The organism is Vibrio sp. RM-41-2B, assembly GCF_024744415.1.
Classification (GTDB): domain Bacteria; phylum Pseudomonadota; class Gammaproteobacteria; order Enterobacterales; family Vibrionaceae; genus Vibrio; species Vibrio diabolicus.
The window spans coordinates 151,677-168,894 of record NZ_JAMQWD010000056.1 but is presented as its reverse complement, the minus strand read 5'-3'; the positions used below and the strand labels follow the sequence as shown (position 1 = coordinate 168,894).

The window sequence follows — 17,218 nt, the reverse complement described above, 5'->3', positions numbered from 1 at the left end:
AATGACTGCTATTACAATCAGTGATCAAGAGTATCGTGACTTTAGCCGTTTTCTAGAATCGCAATGTGGCATCGTGTTAGGTGATAGCAAGCAATACCTTGTGCGTAGCCGACTGAGTCCTTTAGTGACGAAGTTTAAGCTCGCATCGTTATCAGATTTGCTACGTGATGTTGTTACAGGGCGCAATCGTGAATTACGAGTGGCCGCTGTGGACGCGATGACGACTAACGAAACCTTGTGGTTTCGAGATACTTATCCGTTCACAGTTTTAGCTGACAAATTATTGCCAGAAGTAGCGGCAAGCAAGCGCCCAATCAAGATCTGGTCTGCAGCCAGTTCATCGGGCCAAGAGCCGTATTCTATTGCAATGACGATTCTGGAAACGCAACAGCGCAAGCCGGGTTTGTTACCAAACGTGTCTATTACAGCAACAGACATTTCAGCAAGTATGCTCGAGATGTGTCGTGCAGGTGTGTATGACAATTTGGCTCTAGGGCGCGGACTTTCACCTGAACGTCGCCGCACCTTCTTTGAGGATGCGGACGGTGGTCGTATGAAAGTCAAAGACAACGTCAAACGTTTGGTGAACTTTCGTCCACAAAACTTGATGGACAGTTATGCACTGATGGGTAAGTTCGACATTATTTTTTGTCGCAACGTGCTGATTTACTTCTCACCGGAAATGAAATCAAAAGTGCTTAACCAAATGGCGAGCAGCTTAAACCCTGGTGGTTATCTGCTGTTAGGGGCATCTGAGTCGCTAACTGGTCTGACTGATAAATTTGAAATGGTGCGCTGTAATCCGGGTATCATTTACAAGCTTAAATAGCGGTATCTCTTCATTGATAAAAAGCCTGACCTAGTGTCAGGCTTTTTTTGTTTGCTGGTTTCCTGACTTCGAGTGTTTCCACGTTTTCACTTGCTAAATTGAAGCGCGATTTTGCTTTGTTCCCTCATCACGGTGTATCTTTATTAAGTGAACAAAGTGAAACGACATGACATTCCAGTCACTTTGGCTCACTTATTGCTATTCCAATGGGTGATAGCTATTAAGTAGATAGAGCGCTTTATGTTTTTGGCATGCTAATTGCTTTTTGGTTATCAATCACGGTCAGTTCTTAATTGTAGAGGCAAACATGGCTATATCTTTTGACAATGCACTAGGCATCCACCAGCACACGGTGGGCGTACGTGAGCGCAATGCTGAGGTGATTTCCACCAACATTGCACAAGCCAACACGCCTGGTTACAAAGCAAGAGGTTTAGACTTTGCGAAGGAATTGCAAGCGGCAACATCTGGGGCAAGCATTGGTCTTAGTCGCACAGATGGTCGGCATATTCCTGCCACTACGACGTTGGTCGGGGACAAACTATATCGTCTTCCTACGCAACCAGATACGGGCGATGGCAACACGGTAGATTTGGATTTAGAGCGTAACTTATTTATGCAAAACCAAATCAGACACCAAGCATCACTCGACTTTCTAGGCAGCAAATTCAAGAACTTAACCAAAGCAATCAAAGGGGAATAATTTAGATGAGCTTATTTAACGTTTTCAATGTGACAGGTTCCGCAATGAGCGCTGAATCCGTTCGTCTGAACACTACCTCAAGCAACTTGGCGAACGCCGACAGTGTCAGCAGCTCTGCGAAAGACACTTACAAAGCGCGTCATGCTGTATTTGGTGCAGAGTTAAGTAACGCCATGCGTGGCGGTGATACGGTGCCAGTGAAAGTGATGGGTATTGTAGAAAGCGATAAACCGCTGAATGCGGAGTACAACCCAGACCATCCCCTTGCAAACGACGAAGGCTACATCTACAAGCCTAACGTCAATGTAATGGAAGAAATGGCGAACATGATTTCAGCTTCTCGCGCATACCAAACCAATGTGCAAGTAGCGGATTCTAGTAAACAAATGCTGCTGCGTACGCTGCAGATGGGTCAATAAGGATAAGGAGGTAGCGTATGGCCGGAATTAACAACGTTGGTCAAAGCGGCTTGTCCTATATCGACCAGCTTAAAAGTCTACAAGAGAGTAACAAGAAGACGGAAGAGAGCACGGGTAAGCAGGACCTAAAACAGGAAGACTTCTTATCATTGCTCACGAAGCAATTGTCTCAACAGGACCCTTTTAAGCCGGTAAGTAATGACCAGATGATTGCGCAAATGGCTTCATTTGCGACCGTTGATGGCATTGGCAAGATGAACACTCAGTTTGAGAGTTTGAACTCGTCAATGACATCAAACCAAGCGTTACAAGCTTCCTCTTTGGTAGGACGTGACGTATTGGTCCCAGGAGCGGCAGGTGTGAAGCAGGACGACGCGCCAATGGCGGCAATGGTTAAGCTTTCACAATCTATCGATAATCTGTTTGTTCGTGTAGAGGATGAAGCTGGCCAACTGGTTCGTACTTTTGAGGTAGGAGCGAAACCAGCCGGCGACACGCGTGTGCTTTGGGACGGTAAAGATGAAAGCGGAAATCCACTGCCTGCTGGCAAATACAAAGTGAAAGCGTCTGGCTTAGTTGAAGGGGAGTCGCAAGAGTTCCCAGTATCGACATACGCCAACGTAAACAGCGTATTGCTCGGCAAAGGTGACGGAAACGTATTACTCAATCTGGCTGGTTTTGAATCGCCAGTTCGACTTGCAGAAGTTTTGGAAGTCGGCAAAGCGTAGTCATAGCTCGCTAGATTAGGAGATTTTGGAATGTCATATGTATCTTTAAGCGGTTTGTCCGCCGCCCAACTGGATTTGAACACCACCAGTAACAACATTGCGAACGCCAACACATACGGCTTTAAAGAGTCCCGTGCTGAGTTTGCTGATGTCTACTCTAACTCTTTATTTACTAACGCAAAAACCACACCGGGTGGGGGTGCGCAAGCAAGCCAAGTGGCGCAGCAGTTCCATGAAGGCTCAAGCATTTACACCAACAACCCAATGGATTTGCGTGTTTCGGGTACAGGTTTCTTCGCCGTGGCGAAGGAGCGTCTGACTCCACAACAGAATGAACTGACACGTAATGGTGCATTCCATTTAAATAAAGAAAACTACATGGTGACCGCGAACGATGAGTTCTTATTAGGTTACCAAGTGGATCCAAGCTCTGGTGAGGTTTCTTCATACGAGCCACAACCTATCAATATTCCTGCTGAATTTGGTAAGCCAAAGCAAACAGCAAACATTGAAGTGGGCGTGAACTTGCCAGCTAACGGCGATTTGAAAGATCCGACTCAGTTTGATTTTTCAGACCCAGATACATACAACCGTTCAACCTCTTCGACTATTTATGACTCGATGGGTCAGTCTTACAAGCTAACGACGTACTACTTGAAAGATCAGACTCAGCCAAACACGTGGAACACTTACTACACCGTGACAGATAAAGAAGGTGAAAAGCCTTTAAATGTTGCGGCAGGTGATGCACAAACGCCAACAGGCCATGTGGGTCATACCATGAAGTTCAACAACGATGGTACGTTGGCGAGCTTGAACAATGGTCAGCCAATTACGTCTGTGGCATTAGGCGATCCAGCGACGAACACGACACCAGTCGATATGAATGGTGCCGATCCTGCGCAGACGCTTAACTTCGGTTTAGGCTCGGCAACACAGTTTGCTGCTCCGTTCGAACTGACCAAGTTCGATGAAGACGGTGCAACAACGGGCTTCCTAACCAAGGTTGACTTCGATGAAAACGGCAGCGTAATGGGGACTTACTCAAACGGTGAAAACGTCACATTGGGTCGTGTCGCGCTAGTACGTGTTCCAAACGAGCAAGGTCTGGATAAGAAGGGCGGTACGCAATGGGATTCAACTCAGTTCTCTGGTGACAAGATTTGGGGTGAATCTAACAAAGGCTCTTTCGGCACCATCAACAACGGTATGCTGGAACAGTCAAACATTGATATGACGCAGGAGCTGGTGGACCTGATTTCTGCTCAGCGTAACTTCCAAGCAAACTCACGTTCGCTAGAAGTGCACAACCAGCTACAACAAAATATCCTGCAGATCCGATAATCTGCATCATCAAGTTAGGCGAGCTTTCGCCGCTTGGCTTGATAACATCATGACATTCATCTGTTGCTTAGCCTGAAAATACCTCAGTTCAGGTTAAGCATGCTTTGATCTCTGATTTGCCGCCGTTGCCGCCATGTGGATCAAAACCTTGCCCCTTGTTGCAGTTTTCTGCCACTGAAACCCCTCTTAATCTTTTGTTTCTTATTTAAATATTTGATAAATAAGCTCATTTTATGTTGGCATAACTATTGCTTTTACTCCGTGTACAGAGAAGTTTTTGGAGTAATTTATGGATCGCGCACTGTTTCTCGCAATGAGTGGGGCCAAGCAAAATATGCAGGCACTACAATTGCGTGCTAATAACTTGGCTAACGTAAGCACGACAGGGTTTCGTGCGGATTTAGCACAGGCTCGCTCAATGCAGGCTTATGGTGAAGGCCATCCTTCACGTGTGTTCAGCATGACAGAGCGTTCAGGGCATAACTTTGCTCAAGGTAGCGTGATTACAACAGGGCGTGATCTGGATGTGACGATTGAAGGCAGCGGCTGGATTTCGGTACTCGATCACACAGGGAAAGAAGGGTTGACCCGTAACGGCAACCTAAAAGTCGATCAAAATGGCATGCTTACCAACGCAAGTGGCCATTTGGTGCTGGGTGAAAACGATGCGCCGATTACTTTGCCTATTCCTCTCTCCAAAATTGAAATCGGTCGGGATGGCACCATCTCTGTGCTTCCTCAAGGTGCCCCGGCAGAAGAATTCCAAGCAGTTGATCGCATCAAGCTTGTTAAGCCTAATGATCAAAGCTTGTTTAAAGACACCAATGGCTTATTTCGCCATAAAACTCCAAACCAACCTTACGAAGCAGACGCTACTGTTAGCCTCCAGACAGGAGCGATTGAAGGCAGTAACGTGAATGCCGTAGGTGAAATGACCGCATTGATTGACTTACAGCGTCAGTTTGAAATGCAAGTCAAGATGATGAGCACTGCTGAAGAGATGGATAAATCTTCAGATTCACTGCTTCGTATGAGTTAACAGAGTTAGAGGTTCACTATGCATCCAGCACTATGGGTAAGTAAAACAGGTCTAGACGCCCAACAAACCAACATTGCCACGATTTCGAACAACTTGGCGAACGCCTCTACTGTGGGCTACAAAAAGAGCCGAGCGGTATTCGAAGATTTGTTCTATCAGAACATCAACCAGCCTGGCGGCCAGTCATCTCAGAACACTGAGCTTCCGAGTGGCTTGATGCTAGGTGCGGGTTCTAAAGTGGTTGCGACGCAAAAAGTGCACACGCATGGTAATGCGCAGACAACGACCAACGCACTGGACATGATGGTTGAAGGCGACGGCTTCTTCCAAGTGACGTTGCCGGATGGCAACATCGGTTACACCCGTAACGGTCAGTTCACGTTAAATGGTGAAGGCACGTTAGTCACGTCGGGTTCTGGCTACCCTGTAGAACCTGAAATTGTGATTCCAGAAGATGCGATTTCTATCACTGTCGGTACGGATGGTGAAGTATCGGTTCGCGTCCGCGGTCAGCAAGACAACCAAGTCGTTGGTCAGCTAACCATTACAGACTTTGTTAACCCAGGTGGCCTAGAGCCAATTGGCCAGAACCTTTACTTACCAACGGGTGCCAGTGGCGATCCACAAGAAGGTGTTCCTGGTTTGGACGGTTTGGGTGAAATCCGTCAATCCATGCTGGAAGCGTCTAACGTGAATGTAACGGAAGAGTTGGTCAACATGATCGAAGCCCAGCGCGTTTACGAAATGAACTCAAAAGTGATCTCGTCAGTCGATAAGATGATGAGCTTTGTTAACCAGCAGTTATAACGGTTAAGAGCAAGAATTGAGGAGCTCACGATGAAACGTATTTGTCTACTTGCTTTGATTGCCACGATGTCGGGTTGTGCCATGTTAGAGCCGATTGAAACGGATGAAGTGACGCAAGCAACCACGGTGGTCGACGCAGTAGAAGGCGATAAATCGAAAGAAGAGAGCAGCGGTATCGTGGATACACTGCGTGGCAGAAGCGATCCGGTTGCGGGTGATCCTGCATGGGCTCCGATTCATCCGAAAAAGAAACCAGAGCATTATGCTGCTGCAACAGGCTCACTGTTTAGCGCCGAGCACATTACCGATCTTTACGACGATTCCAAGCCACGTGGTATTGGCGACATTATTACTGTGACACTGGATGAGACAACCAGCGCGACGAAAAGCGCCAATGCCGATTTATCGAAAACCAATGAAGCGCAAATGGACCCACTTCAAGTGGGTGGCGAAGAGCTGCAAATTGGTGGCAAATACAATTTCTCTTATGACTTAAATAACTCAAACTCATTTGCGGGTGACTCTTCTGCTAAGCAGAGTAACAGCATCAGTGGTTACATTACTGTTGAGGTGATTGAAGTTTTGGCAAATGGCAACCTCGTTATCCGTGGAGAAAAATGGATGACGCTTAATACGGGTGATGAGTACATACGTTTAAGCGGCACTATTCGTCCGGATGACATTAGTTTCGACAATACTATTGCATCAAACCGCGTTTCTAACGCAAGAATTCAGTATTCTGGCACCGGTGTACAACAAGATATGCAAGAGCCGGGTTTCTTGGCACGATTCTTTAATGTAGCGCTATAACACGCCGTGCTGACGGCAATTTGACTGCAAGAGATAAGTAAGCATGAAAAAACTCCTTTTAATACTGATGAGCGTGGCTCTGTTTTCTACCGCTGCCCAAGCTGCACGTATCAAAGACGTCGCGCAAGTGGCAGGTGTACGAAGCAACCAACTCGTGGGTTATGGTTTGGTTTCAGGCTTACCTGGCACAGGCGAAGCGAACCCGTTTACGGAGCAAAGTTTCGCCGCCATGCTGCAAAACTTCGGCATTCAGATGCCGCCGGGCACAAAGCCGAAAATAAAAAACGTTGCCGCAGTCATGGTAACGGCAGAGTTGCCGCCATTCTCTAAACCAGGTCAGCAAGTAGACGTGACAGTCTCTTCTATCGGTAGTGCCAAAAGTTTGCGTGGTGGTACGCTACTGCAAACGTTCCTCAAAGGTCTCGATGGTCAAGTTTACGCGGTTGCTCAAGGTAACTTAGTGGTGAGCGGCTTCAGTGCTGAAGGCGCTGACGGTTCAAAAATCGTAGGTAACAATCCAACCGTTGGTCTTATCTCTAGTGGTGCGACAGTAGAGCGAGAAATTCCAAACCCATTTGGTCGTGGCGATTACATCACGTTCAACTTGCTTGAGTCAGACTTCACAACGGCTCAACGTATGGCGGATGCGGTAAACAACTTCCTTGGCCCACAAATGGCGAGTGCAGTAGACGCGACGTCGGTACGTGTACGTGCCCCTCGTGATGTCAGCCAGCGTGTGGCGTTCTTATCGGCAATTGAAAACCTAGAGTTCGACCCAGCAGATGGCGCAGCCAAAATCATCGTTAACTCTCGCACGGGTACCATCGTAGTTGGTAAACATGTTCGCCTTAAACCTGCTGCGGTAACCCATGGCGGAATGACGGTCGCAATCAAAGAAAACCTGAATGTTAGCCAACCGAACGGCTTTTCTGGTGGGCAAACCGTTGTCGTGCCAGACTCGGATATCGAAGTTAGCGAAGAGCAGGGCAAGATGTTTAAGTTCGAGCCAGGCTTAACGTTGGATGATTTGGTCCGTGCAGTGAATCAAGTCGGCGCAGCGCCGTCGGATTTGATGGCTATCTTGCAAGCATTGAAACAAGCTGGTGCCATTGAAGGCCAGTTGATCATCATTTAATGGTTAGGAGGTAGGTATAATGAACAATCCTAACGACATTGGTTTTATTCATGACATCAGTTCGCTGGATACCCTGCGTCAAAAAGCAGTGAAGGAAGGTAAAGATGGCGAGCAAGAAGCACTTCGTGCAGCGGCTCGTCAGTTCGAATCTATTTTCACCTCCATGATGTTGAAATCAATGCGAGAAGCCAATGAGGGCTTTGAGTCCAACATGATGAACAGCCAGAACGAGAAGTTCTACCGACAAATGCTGGATGAGCAGATGGCGAGCGAGCTCAGTTCGTCTGGTTCAATGGGCTTGGCCGATATGATTGTTAAGCAATTAACGGCTGGGCAAGGTAACGACAAGAGTGAAACGGCAATGCGTGATGCGGCAAATAATGCCGTGGAATATCGTCGTGTTGACCCGAAAAAAGCGCGTGAGATTGAACAGCGCTTGATTGAATCTGGTCAGCTATCTCGACCAAGCAATGAACCAACTCGATTCGATTCGCCAGAATCTTTTGTTAACTCGATGAAGCCATACGCGGAGAAAGCCGCGAAAGCCCTAGGTGTCGAGCCATCTCTGCTACTTGCGCAAGCGGCTTTGGAAACCGGGTGGGGACAAAAGGTCGTGAAGAACGCGCGTGGCAGCAGCAACAACTTATTTAACATCAAAGCAGATCGAAGTTGGCAGGGTGACAAAGTGACGACTCAAACGCTAGAGTTCCACGATAATACGCCAGTGAAAGAGACGGCAGCGTTTCGCGCCTACTCAAATTACGAAGACAGCTTTAATGACTTTGTGCGCTTTTTAAATGACAACCCACGTTACGAGACGGCATTGCAACAGCGAGGGAATTCAGAGTCCTTCATTCGCGGCATCCACAGCGCGGGTTACGCGACCGATCCGAATTACGCAGACAAAGTCCTGCAGGTGAAGCAGAAAATCGAAAGTATGTAATGTTACTCTTCGCCAGTTCATGTTGTTTTCGAAGGCTTGCCACAGTGCAAGCCTTTACTTTTTCTGAACATTCACACCTCTCTTTTATTTGGCACACCTTTTGCTTTGATGTGTCTAGGTGATCGGTTTTGCCGATTTTATTTCGTTTTTGGGGGCATGTATGGCGTCAGATCTTCTGAATGTAGGTACTCAAAGTGTGCTTACTGCTCAGAGACAATTAAACACCACTGGTCATAACATTTCTAATGTTAATACAGAGGGTTATAGCCGCCAGTCTGTTATCCAAGGTACGAATGATCCGCGCATGTTTGGTGGTTCTACCTACGGCATGGGTGTGCATGTGGAAAATGTTCGCCGCTCGTGGGATCAGTTTGCCGTGAATGAACTGAACTTGTCGTCAACCAACAACGCCAACAAAACGGATAACCAAGACAATCTTGATATGCTCTCTAGCATGTTGAGCTCAGTTGCATCGAAGAAAATTCCAGAGAACTTGAACGAGTGGTTCGATGCGGTCAAAACCATGGCAGATACCCCGAACGATTTGGGGGCACGGAAAGTGGTATTGGAAAAGGCGAAAATCTTCTCTGATACATTAAATGACTTCCATGAAACCGTGCGATTGCAATCTGATGTGACCAATAAAAAATTGGATATGGGCATTGAACGCGTGAACCAACTTGCGTTGGAAATCCGCGATGTGCATCGGTTAATGATGCGCACACCCGGTCCACACAATGATTTGATGGACCAGCATGAAAAGCTGGTTACTGAGCTATCTGAGTACACCAAAGTAACCGTAACCCCACGCAAAAATGCCGAAGGGTTTAATGTTCATATTGGCAATGGACACACGCTAGTTTCGGGCACGGAAGCAAGCCAGCTCAAAATGATTGACGGCTATCCTGATGTTCACCAGAGACGATTAGCGATGGTGGAAGGAGATGGCATTAAAGCGATCAAGTCTGACGACATGGATGGCAAAATCGGTGCCTTGCTTGAAATGCGCGACAAACACATTCCACAACTTCAGGATGAAATGGGCCGTTTAGCGACGGGATTTTCCTACAAAATTAATCAGCTGCAATCTCAAGGTCTGGATCTTAACGGTAAGATAGGTAAAGACGTATTTACCGACGTGAACTCTGAGCTGGTGGCAAAATCTCGAGTTTTTGCTGCGCCTGACTCTCAAGCTGATGTTGCGGTTTACATTGATGATATTTCAGCGATCAAAGGTGGTGAATATTCGCTACGTTATGATGGCGACCAATATAGCGTGACAACACCGAAAGGTGAGCAAATGTCGTTGAACATTGATCAATCGGATTCTTCGTTTGTTCTGGATGGTATGAAAGTGCAAATTGGTGAAGGTCTTGCCGCTGGTGAGCGCGTATTGTTGCGCCCAACACGAAGTGGCGCAGCCATCATCAAGATGGAAACCAACGATGCAAAAGCCATTGCCGCGCAAAGTTATGAAGCTTCAACCACTTTTGCTCAAGGTAACGCCAAGTTCAAAATTCGTGAGGCGGGGGATGTCAAAGAGTTTGAGGTCACCGTACAACCAGCCGACGAGAAACATGATAAGCCGTGGTTAAAGATCACGGACAACAAAGGCAATTTGCTATCGGACAAATACTCATACCCGCTAGACAAAGACAACCCGATGATTGAAATCTCAGTGCCGAAAAGTCATCCGCTGTATAAAAACGGCGATGCAACCGTGTTTGAGTTGAGCGAAGGTGCGCTGATGAATGACAAGTTCACCGCGAACTTGGTGCCTTCGGAAGGTGGTAATGGCAACTTGAGAAAAATGCAGAAGATCCAAACAGATAAGATGATGGACGGAAAATCCAGTACTTTGATTGATGTTTATCACAACCTCAATACCGAAGTCGGATTGAAATCTTCTACAGCAAACCGATTAGCCTCCGTCGCTCGCTTAGAGCATGAGGCGGCACAAGAGCGCGTTGCTTCTATTTCTGGCGTTAACCTCGATGAAGAAGCCGCCAACATGATGAAGTTTCAACAAGCGTACATGGCTTCATCACGTGTGATGCAAGCGGCGAATGACACCTTCAATACCATTTTACAACTGAGGTAAGGAGAAGAGATAAGTGCTAACCCGAATTTCTAGTTTCCATAACTATCAGTCCGTACAAAATGATTTGCGTCGTCAAGAGAATAAGGTTCACCATAACCAAGAGCAACTTGCTTCAGGGAAAAAGTTACTGAAACCTAGCGACGATCCCCTTGCGTCGCATTACATTCAAAATATTAGTCAGCAACAAGAACAGCTACAACAATATCTTAGCTCGATAGTGTTGGTGCGTAATCGTCTAGAAAACCACGAAGTTAATATCGCCAATGCAGAGAATTTTGCCGACGAGTCGAAGCGCTTAACGATGGAGATGATTAACGGTGCGTTTTCTGCGGAAGACCGACAAGCAAAGAAGCGTGAGCTAGAAGAGATTGCGAACAACTTCCTTAACTTAGTGAACTCGCAAGATGAATCTGGTAACTACGTGTTTGCGGGCACTAAGCCCAAAAGCCAACCATTCTATCGCGATAAAGACGGTAGTGTTCAGTACGCTGGAGACGATTACCAGCGCAAAATGAAAGTCTCCAGCATGCTTGAGATGCCAATGAACGATCCTGGCAGCAAGCTGTTTATGGAGATACCAAACCCATTTGGCGATTATCAGCCGAATTACGATCTACAAAACGGTTCTGAGTTGCTATTAAACAGAGCCACTAACGTTGATACGAAGGATGATGCGGCGTATCGCGTGACATTTGTCGATATGAACAACGGCAAATTTGGTTACCAACTAGAGCGTAACGGTAAAGTCGTGGATGCCGATGAGTTTTCTCCAGAAAAAGGCATTGAGTACAAAGGCCTGAAAGTGCACGTAAAAGGTCAAATTACGCCTGGCGACAGCATCGAGATCGAAAAGCGGGCAGAGTTCAGCATTTTCGATACCTTCAAGGATGCAATGGCGTGGTCAGATAAATCGGTGTCGGATACGTCGGCGACCGCCAAATTGCACCAAATGACAGAAGAATTTCACGCTGCTTTTATCCATTTGAATAAAGCGCGTACTGATGCTGGCGCTCGATTGAGCACGCTCGATATCCAAGAGCAAAACCACGAAGACTTTAATTTGTCTCTGGCGAAAGCGAAGAGCAACTTTGAGGATTTGGATTACTCTAAAGCCGTTATCGAGTTCAGTGAAAACTCACGAGCGTTACAGGCATCGCAACAAGCATTCGGTAAGACCAAAGATCTAACGTTGTTTAACTATATTTAGTCTGACTTAAGACACACTGTCTGATTTTTGATGCCTTATGTGCAAAGCCTTAAGTGCGATAAATCGACGTAAATTGAGAGTCATGCTATGCGGCACGATTTTACCCAAAGCGGCAATGACGCAAGAGGCAAGTCGGGCGGCAACAGAGTAGCGGTCAATATACATGAGACAAGATGAGCCTCATTATCCTGAAATGGTTTGGTGCTAACGCTAACTTATTGTTTATTTACTTCTTTTAAAAGCAGTGAAATAAATTTTGTAAGTTGGCACACAAATTGTATTGAAAATATTAGAACAGATTTCGAGATTCTAAACCCTGCGTTTAAGGCAGATTTAGCAAGTAATTTTTACGGTCAGTGCTTATCCAAATGAGAGTAAAGCTGGCCGCTTCGCAAAAGCTTGCGAACTCAAAAGGAGAGCAAAATGGCTGTAACAGTTAGTACTAACGTCTCCGCGATGACCGCGCAGCGTTACCTAAACAAAGCGACTGACGAATTAAATACGTCGATGGAGCGCTTATCTTCAGGACATAAGATTAACAGTGCAAAAGATGATGCGGCAGGTCTACAGATCTCTAACCGCTTAACTGCACAGTCTCGTGGCCTAGATGTCGCAATGCGTAACGCGAACGATGGTATCTCGATTGCCCAAACCGCTGAAGGTGCGATGAATGAGGCAACATCTGTCATGCAACGTATGCGTGATCTGGCGATTCAATCATCGAACGGTACTAACTCTCCGGCTGAGCGTCAGGCGATCAACGAAGAGTCAATGGCATTGATTGACGAGCTAAACCGTATTGCAGAAACCACGTCATTTGGTGGCCGTCGTCTATTGAACGGCTCATTCGGTGAAGCGGCATTCCAGATTGGTGCGAGCTCAGGTGAAGCAATGATCATGGGGCTAACCAGCATTCGTGCGGACGATACTCGTATGGGCGGTGTGACCTTCTTATCGGAAAACGGTAAAGATAAAGATTGGGGCGTTGACCCTGCTAAATCGGACCTAAAAATCACTTTGCCAGGTATGGGTGAAGACGAAGACGGCAATGTCGATGATCTAGAAATCAACATTAATGCAAAAGCAGGTGACGACATCGAAGAGCTTGCTACGTACATTAATGGTCAGTCTGACATGATCAACGCGTCTGTAAGTGAAGATGGCAAGTTACAAGTTTTTGTTGCACATCCAAACGTTCAGGGTGAGATTTCAATTTCGGGTGGATTGGCGTCTGAGCTTGGTTTGAGCGATGAACCTCTTAGAACATCAGTACAAGATATTGATATGACAACCGTACAAGGTTCTCAAAACGCTATCTCTGTGCTGGATTCGGCACTGAAATACGTGGATTCACAACGTGCGGATCTGGGTGCGAAGCAAAACCGTCTGAGCCACAGCATCAACAACTTGGCAAACATCCAAGAAAACGTTGACGCGTCGAACAGCCGAATTAAAGACACGGACTTTGCGAAAGAAACCACGCAAATGACCAAAGCACAAATTTTGCAACAAGCAGGTACATCGATTCTTGCTCAAGCGAAACAGTTGCCAAACTCTGCAATGTCACTATTGCAGTAGTTTACTTAGCCTGTACTCAATACATTCAGACGTGGATGGGAATACAGGCTTTTGGCAAGCAACTTTACAATAGAATGAGCGGCTCTCTCATCTCTCACCTGCCAATCATTTTCAATGTAAAGTTGCACTCGGTATGCCGGAAATGTGTTCATTTCTCTTGATCTCCACATAGGCTCTGGCGACCAACCTAGCCCCAGTTCTCTCAAAGGAAAAGGGGCTTTTTCTTTTCTAATTCTCACGTCTATCGTCTGCGAACTTACCTTCAATTGTTTCCTTTTGCTGATTTTCTATACAATTTGGCCCTCTCGGCTCGATTTGTGGAAACTTGAGCACTTTTTCTTACTTTTCTTCAATTTTATTAGCTAAATCTCGCAATGTTATTTTTTTAAATTTTTTTCTAAAGCTTCTGAATTTGGTGTCGTTAATAGAGGTAACTTTGAGAGAACTACTTGGTTTTCCGAGACGTCGGAAACCGCTACACCGGAAAATCAATTGGAGAAATCACCATGGCAGTGAATGTAAACACTAACGTATCAGCGATGACGGCTCAGCGTTACCTAAACAACGCAAACTCAGCTCAACAAACTTCTATGGAGCGTTTGTCTTCGGGGTTCAAAATCAACAGCGCAAAAGATGACGCTGCGGGTCTACAAATCTCGAACCGTTTGAACGTACAAAGCCGTGGTTTGGATGTGGCGGTTCGCAACGCGAACGACGGTATCTCAATTGCACAAACCGCTGAAGGTGCAATGAACGAGACCACTAACATTCTTCAACGTATGCGTGATTTGTCTCTACAATCAGCAAACGGCTCAAACTCGAAATCAGAGCGTGTGGCGATTCAAGAAGAAGTGACCGCGCTAAATGACGAACTAAACCGTATCGCAGAAACCACGTCTTTCGGTGGTAACAAGCTACTAAACGGCACACACGGCGCGAAATCGTTCCAAATCGGTGCGGATAACGGTGAAGCCGTGATGCTTGAGCTAAAAGACATGCGTTCAGACAACAAAATGATGGGCGGTGTGAGCTACCAAGCTGAAAGTGGTAAAGGTAAAGACTGGAACGTTGCTGAAGGTAAGAACGACCTAAAAATCAACCTAACGGACAGCTACGGCCAAGAGCAAGAAATCAACATCAGCGCAAAAGCGGGTGACGATATCGAAGAGCTTGCGACTTACATTAACGGTCAAACTGACCTAGTGAAAGCATCAGTAGACCAAGATGGTAAACTGCAAATCTTTGCTGGCAACAACAAAGTCGAAGGCGAAGTCGAGTTTTCAGGCGGCCTATCTGGCGAGCTAGGTTTGGGCGAAGGTAAAAAAGTGACGGTAGATACTATTGACGTAACCTCAGTTGGTGGCGCACAAGAATCTGTCGCTATCATCGATGCGGCACTGAAATACGTAGACAGCCACCGCGCAGAACTGGGTGCATTCCAGAACCGTTTCAACCATGCAATCAGCAACTTGGATAACATCAACGAGAACGTGAACGCGTCGAAGAGCCGTATCAAAGATACTGACTTCGCGAAAGAAACGACTCAAATGACCAAGTCACAAATTCTATCGCAAGCGTCAAGCTCAATCCTTGCGCAAGCGAAACAAGCGCCAAACTCAGCGCTAAGTCTGCTAGGTTAATCACCTTAATAAGACAAGATACAAAAGCCAGGCTCATCCCTGGCTTTTTTGCTTATCGGCTATAACGATTTAGATGCGTCCCAACAGGATGTTCGACAAGGCACTCATATCGATTAGATGGTCTCTTTAAATACCAATGTTGCCGCGATGGTGGCGCAGAGACATCTGAGTCAAGCGGCAGCGCAAAACGTCGAGTCACAACGGAACCTCACTTCTGGTTTTCGAATTAACTCGGCGAGTGATGATGCGGCAGGTTTACAGATATCCAATACTCTCCATGTGCAAACGAGAGGACTTGATGTCGCCTTAAGAAATGCGCACGATGCTTATTCGGTCGCGCAAACCGCGGAAGGCGCGTTACATGAGAGCAGTGATATTTTGCAACGGTTACGCTCTCTAGGGCTTCAAGCGGCAAATGGTAGTAACGATACCAGTGACCGACAAAGCATCCAATACGAGGTCGTAGCGCTGCAGGATGAGCTTGATCGTGTCGCGATCACAACGACATTTGCGGATAAAAATCTGTTTGATGGATCTTACGGTTCACAAAGTTTCCATATTGGCGCGAACGCTAACTCAATCTCTTTGACGTTACGTAATATGCGTAGCCATATCCCAGAGATGGGAGGGCAGCATTATGTTGGTGATGCGGTCGATAAAGATTGGCGAGTCACTAAAGATAACCAAACTCTAAAAGTCGAATACCAAGACAGTAAAGGGCAAACCCAAACGGAATCCATTGGGCTCAAATTGGGTGATCGCGTAGAACAGGTCGCCACTTACATCAATGCTCAACAATCGACAGTGAATGCTTCAGTAACGGAAAACAACGAACTGCAATTCTTCGCTTCTACGATCAAGGCGCCAGAGGGTGTGGTTCTCGAAGGGAGTTTAGCGGATGAGCTTGATGTGAGTGCTGGTCAATTAGTCACAATGGACGACATTGATATGGCGACGGCTGGTAAGGCGCAGCTTTCAATTGGGGTGATTGATGCAGCGATCAAGTACGTTGATTCTCACCGAAGTGAAATTGGCAGCTTTCAGAATCGTGTAAATGGTTCGGTGGATAACTTAAATACCGTGAATCGGAGTGTTACAGAATCCAAGAGTCGAATAAGAGATACAGACTTCGCAAGAGAATCTACGGAAATGGTACGTTCTCAAGTGCTCCAAGATGCGACAACTGCGTTATTGGCTCAGGCAAAGCAAAGGCCGAGTTCGGCACTTGGATTACTTAGCTGAGCGGGTTTCATTGATGTAAGTCGATCAGGAATAAAATTTCAGGTAATAAAAAACGCTGCCAATGGCAGCGTTTTTTCGTGTTCGGCTAAGTAAAAATTACTTAGTTACACGTAGAACTGGAGTTTCACCAACAGTCACAGAACCAGAAAGCTTGTTCAGCTCTTTGATTTCGTCCATGTTAGAGATAACAACTGGAGTTAGCGTTGACTTCGCTTTCTCTTCTAGAAGAGCTAGATCGAATTCAATAACAGTGTCGCCAGCTTTAACAGTTTGACCTTCTTCAGCGATACGCGTGAAGCCTTCGCCTTTTAGTTCAACTGTGTCGATACCGAAGTGAACGAAAAGCTCAACACCGTCGTCAGACTCGATAGAGAATGCGTGGTTAGTTTCGAAGATCTTACCGATAGTACCGTTTACAGGAGCTACCATTTTGTTGCCTGCTGGCTTGATAGCAATACCGTCACCAACGATTTTCTCAGCGAAAACAACATCTGGCACGTCTTCGATGTTTACAATCTCACCAGAAAGTGGCGCGATGATTTCGATAGCACCAGCGTCAGCGCTGTCATCAGATACAAGCTTCTTAAGTTTGTCAAACAGACCCATTGTGTCATGCTCCTAAGGTTTGGTTTTATTCTGTCGAATTATAGTATACCAATATAGCTCATTAGACGACTTTTTTCGCAGTCTAAT

16 protein-coding genes are annotated in these 17,218 nt (G+C 46.3%); 15 read left to right on the top strand and 1 reads right to left on the bottom strand.

Translation table 11 applies throughout. From position 1 onward, the window contains the following. Position 1: 1 nt before the first annotated feature. From NB463_RS23705 to NB463_RS23635, 15 genes are all read left to right on the top strand, one after another. A complete protein-coding gene (locus tag NB463_RS23705) occupies positions 2-829 on the top strand; it encodes a protein-glutamate O-methyltransferase (protein ID WP_005393137.1) in 828 nt (275 codons plus the stop codon). Between the two features lie 307 nt (positions 830-1,136). Then, positions 1,137-1,532, top strand: coding sequence for a flagellar basal body rod protein FlgB (flgB, locus tag NB463_RS23700; protein ID WP_005382026.1), 396 nt, complete (start codon positions 1,137-1,139; stop codon positions 1,530-1,532). Between the two features lie 5 nt (positions 1,533-1,537). Next, complete coding sequence (flgC, locus tag NB463_RS23695; protein ID WP_005425613.1) at positions 1,538-1,951, top strand: flagellar basal body rod protein FlgC; 414 nt, start codon at positions 1,538-1,540, stop codon at positions 1,949-1,951. A 17-nt stretch (positions 1,952-1,968) separates the two neighbouring features. Then, positions 1,969-2,679 carry a flagellar hook assembly protein FlgD gene (gene flgD, locus NB463_RS23690; RefSeq protein ID WP_005393125.1) on the top strand — a complete coding sequence of 237 codons (711 nt, stop codon included), beginning with the start codon at positions 1,969-1,971 and terminating at the stop codon, positions 2,677-2,679. 30 nt (positions 2,680-2,709) lie between these two features. Further along, positions 2,710-4,023, top strand: a complete 1,314-nt coding sequence (flgE, locus tag NB463_RS23685) for a flagellar hook protein FlgE (RefSeq protein WP_005393123.1) — start codon at positions 2,710-2,712, stop codon at positions 4,021-4,023. Between the two features lie 289 nt (positions 4,024-4,312). Further along, positions 4,313-5,062 (top strand): flagellar basal-body rod protein FlgF, encoded by a 750-nt coding sequence (gene flgF / locus NB463_RS23680; RefSeq protein WP_258430359.1) that lies wholly within the window; start codon positions 4,313-4,315, stop codon positions 5,060-5,062. Positions 5,063-5,080: 18 nt separating this feature from the next. Next, a complete protein-coding gene (gene flgG / locus NB463_RS23675) occupies positions 5,081-5,869 on the top strand; it encodes a flagellar basal-body rod protein FlgG (RefSeq protein WP_005382032.1) in 789 nt (262 codons plus the stop codon). A 30-nt stretch (positions 5,870-5,899) separates the two neighbouring features. Further along, positions 5,900-6,679 carry a flagellar basal body L-ring protein FlgH gene (gene flgH, locus NB463_RS23670; protein ID WP_006743029.1) on the top strand — a complete coding sequence of 260 codons (780 nt, stop codon included), beginning with the start codon at positions 5,900-5,902 and terminating at the stop codon, positions 6,677-6,679. 43 nt (positions 6,680-6,722) lie between these two features. Further along, entirely contained in the window at positions 6,723-7,814 is a 1,092-nt protein-coding gene (locus NB463_RS23665) for a flagellar basal body P-ring protein FlgI (protein WP_006743028.1), read from the top strand. 16 nt (positions 7,815-7,830) lie between these two features. Next, positions 7,831-8,757 carry a flagellar assembly peptidoglycan hydrolase FlgJ gene (gene flgJ, locus NB463_RS23660; RefSeq protein ID WP_046874278.1) on the top strand — a complete coding sequence of 309 codons (927 nt, stop codon included), beginning with the start codon at positions 7,831-7,833 and terminating at the stop codon, positions 8,755-8,757. Positions 8,758-8,917: 160 nt separating this feature from the next. Continuing rightward, positions 8,918-10,858, top strand: a complete 1,941-nt coding sequence (flgK, locus tag NB463_RS23655) for a flagellar hook-associated protein FlgK (RefSeq protein WP_258430348.1) — start codon at positions 8,918-8,920, stop codon at positions 10,856-10,858. Between the two features lie 13 nt (positions 10,859-10,871). Continuing rightward, positions 10,872-12,065 (top strand): flagellar hook-associated protein FlgL, encoded by a 1,194-nt coding sequence (gene flgL, locus NB463_RS23650; protein ID WP_005393113.1) that lies wholly within the window; start codon positions 10,872-10,874, stop codon positions 12,063-12,065. A gap of 423 nt (positions 12,066-12,488) precedes the next feature. Next, positions 12,489-13,643, top strand: a complete 1,155-nt coding sequence (locus tag NB463_RS23645) for a flagellin (protein WP_006743025.1) — start codon at positions 12,489-12,491, stop codon at positions 13,641-13,643. Between the two features lie 506 nt (positions 13,644-14,149). Then, positions 14,150-15,283: a flagellin gene (locus tag NB463_RS23640; RefSeq protein ID WP_005393103.1), complete on the top strand. Its 1,134-nt coding sequence runs from the start codon at positions 14,150-14,152 to the stop codon at positions 15,281-15,283. A 117-nt stretch (positions 15,284-15,400) separates the two neighbouring features. Next, positions 15,401-16,525, top strand: coding sequence for a flagellin (locus NB463_RS23635; protein WP_258430347.1), 1,125 nt, complete (start codon positions 15,401-15,403; stop codon positions 16,523-16,525). Between the two features lie 96 nt (positions 16,526-16,621). Here NB463_RS23635 and crr read toward each other — a convergent pair whose 3' ends face one another. After that, entirely contained in the window at positions 16,622-17,131 is a 510-nt protein-coding gene (gene crr / locus NB463_RS23630; protein ID WP_005382041.1) for a PTS glucose transporter subunit IIA, read from the bottom strand. Positions 17,132-17,218 lie beyond the last annotated feature (87 nt).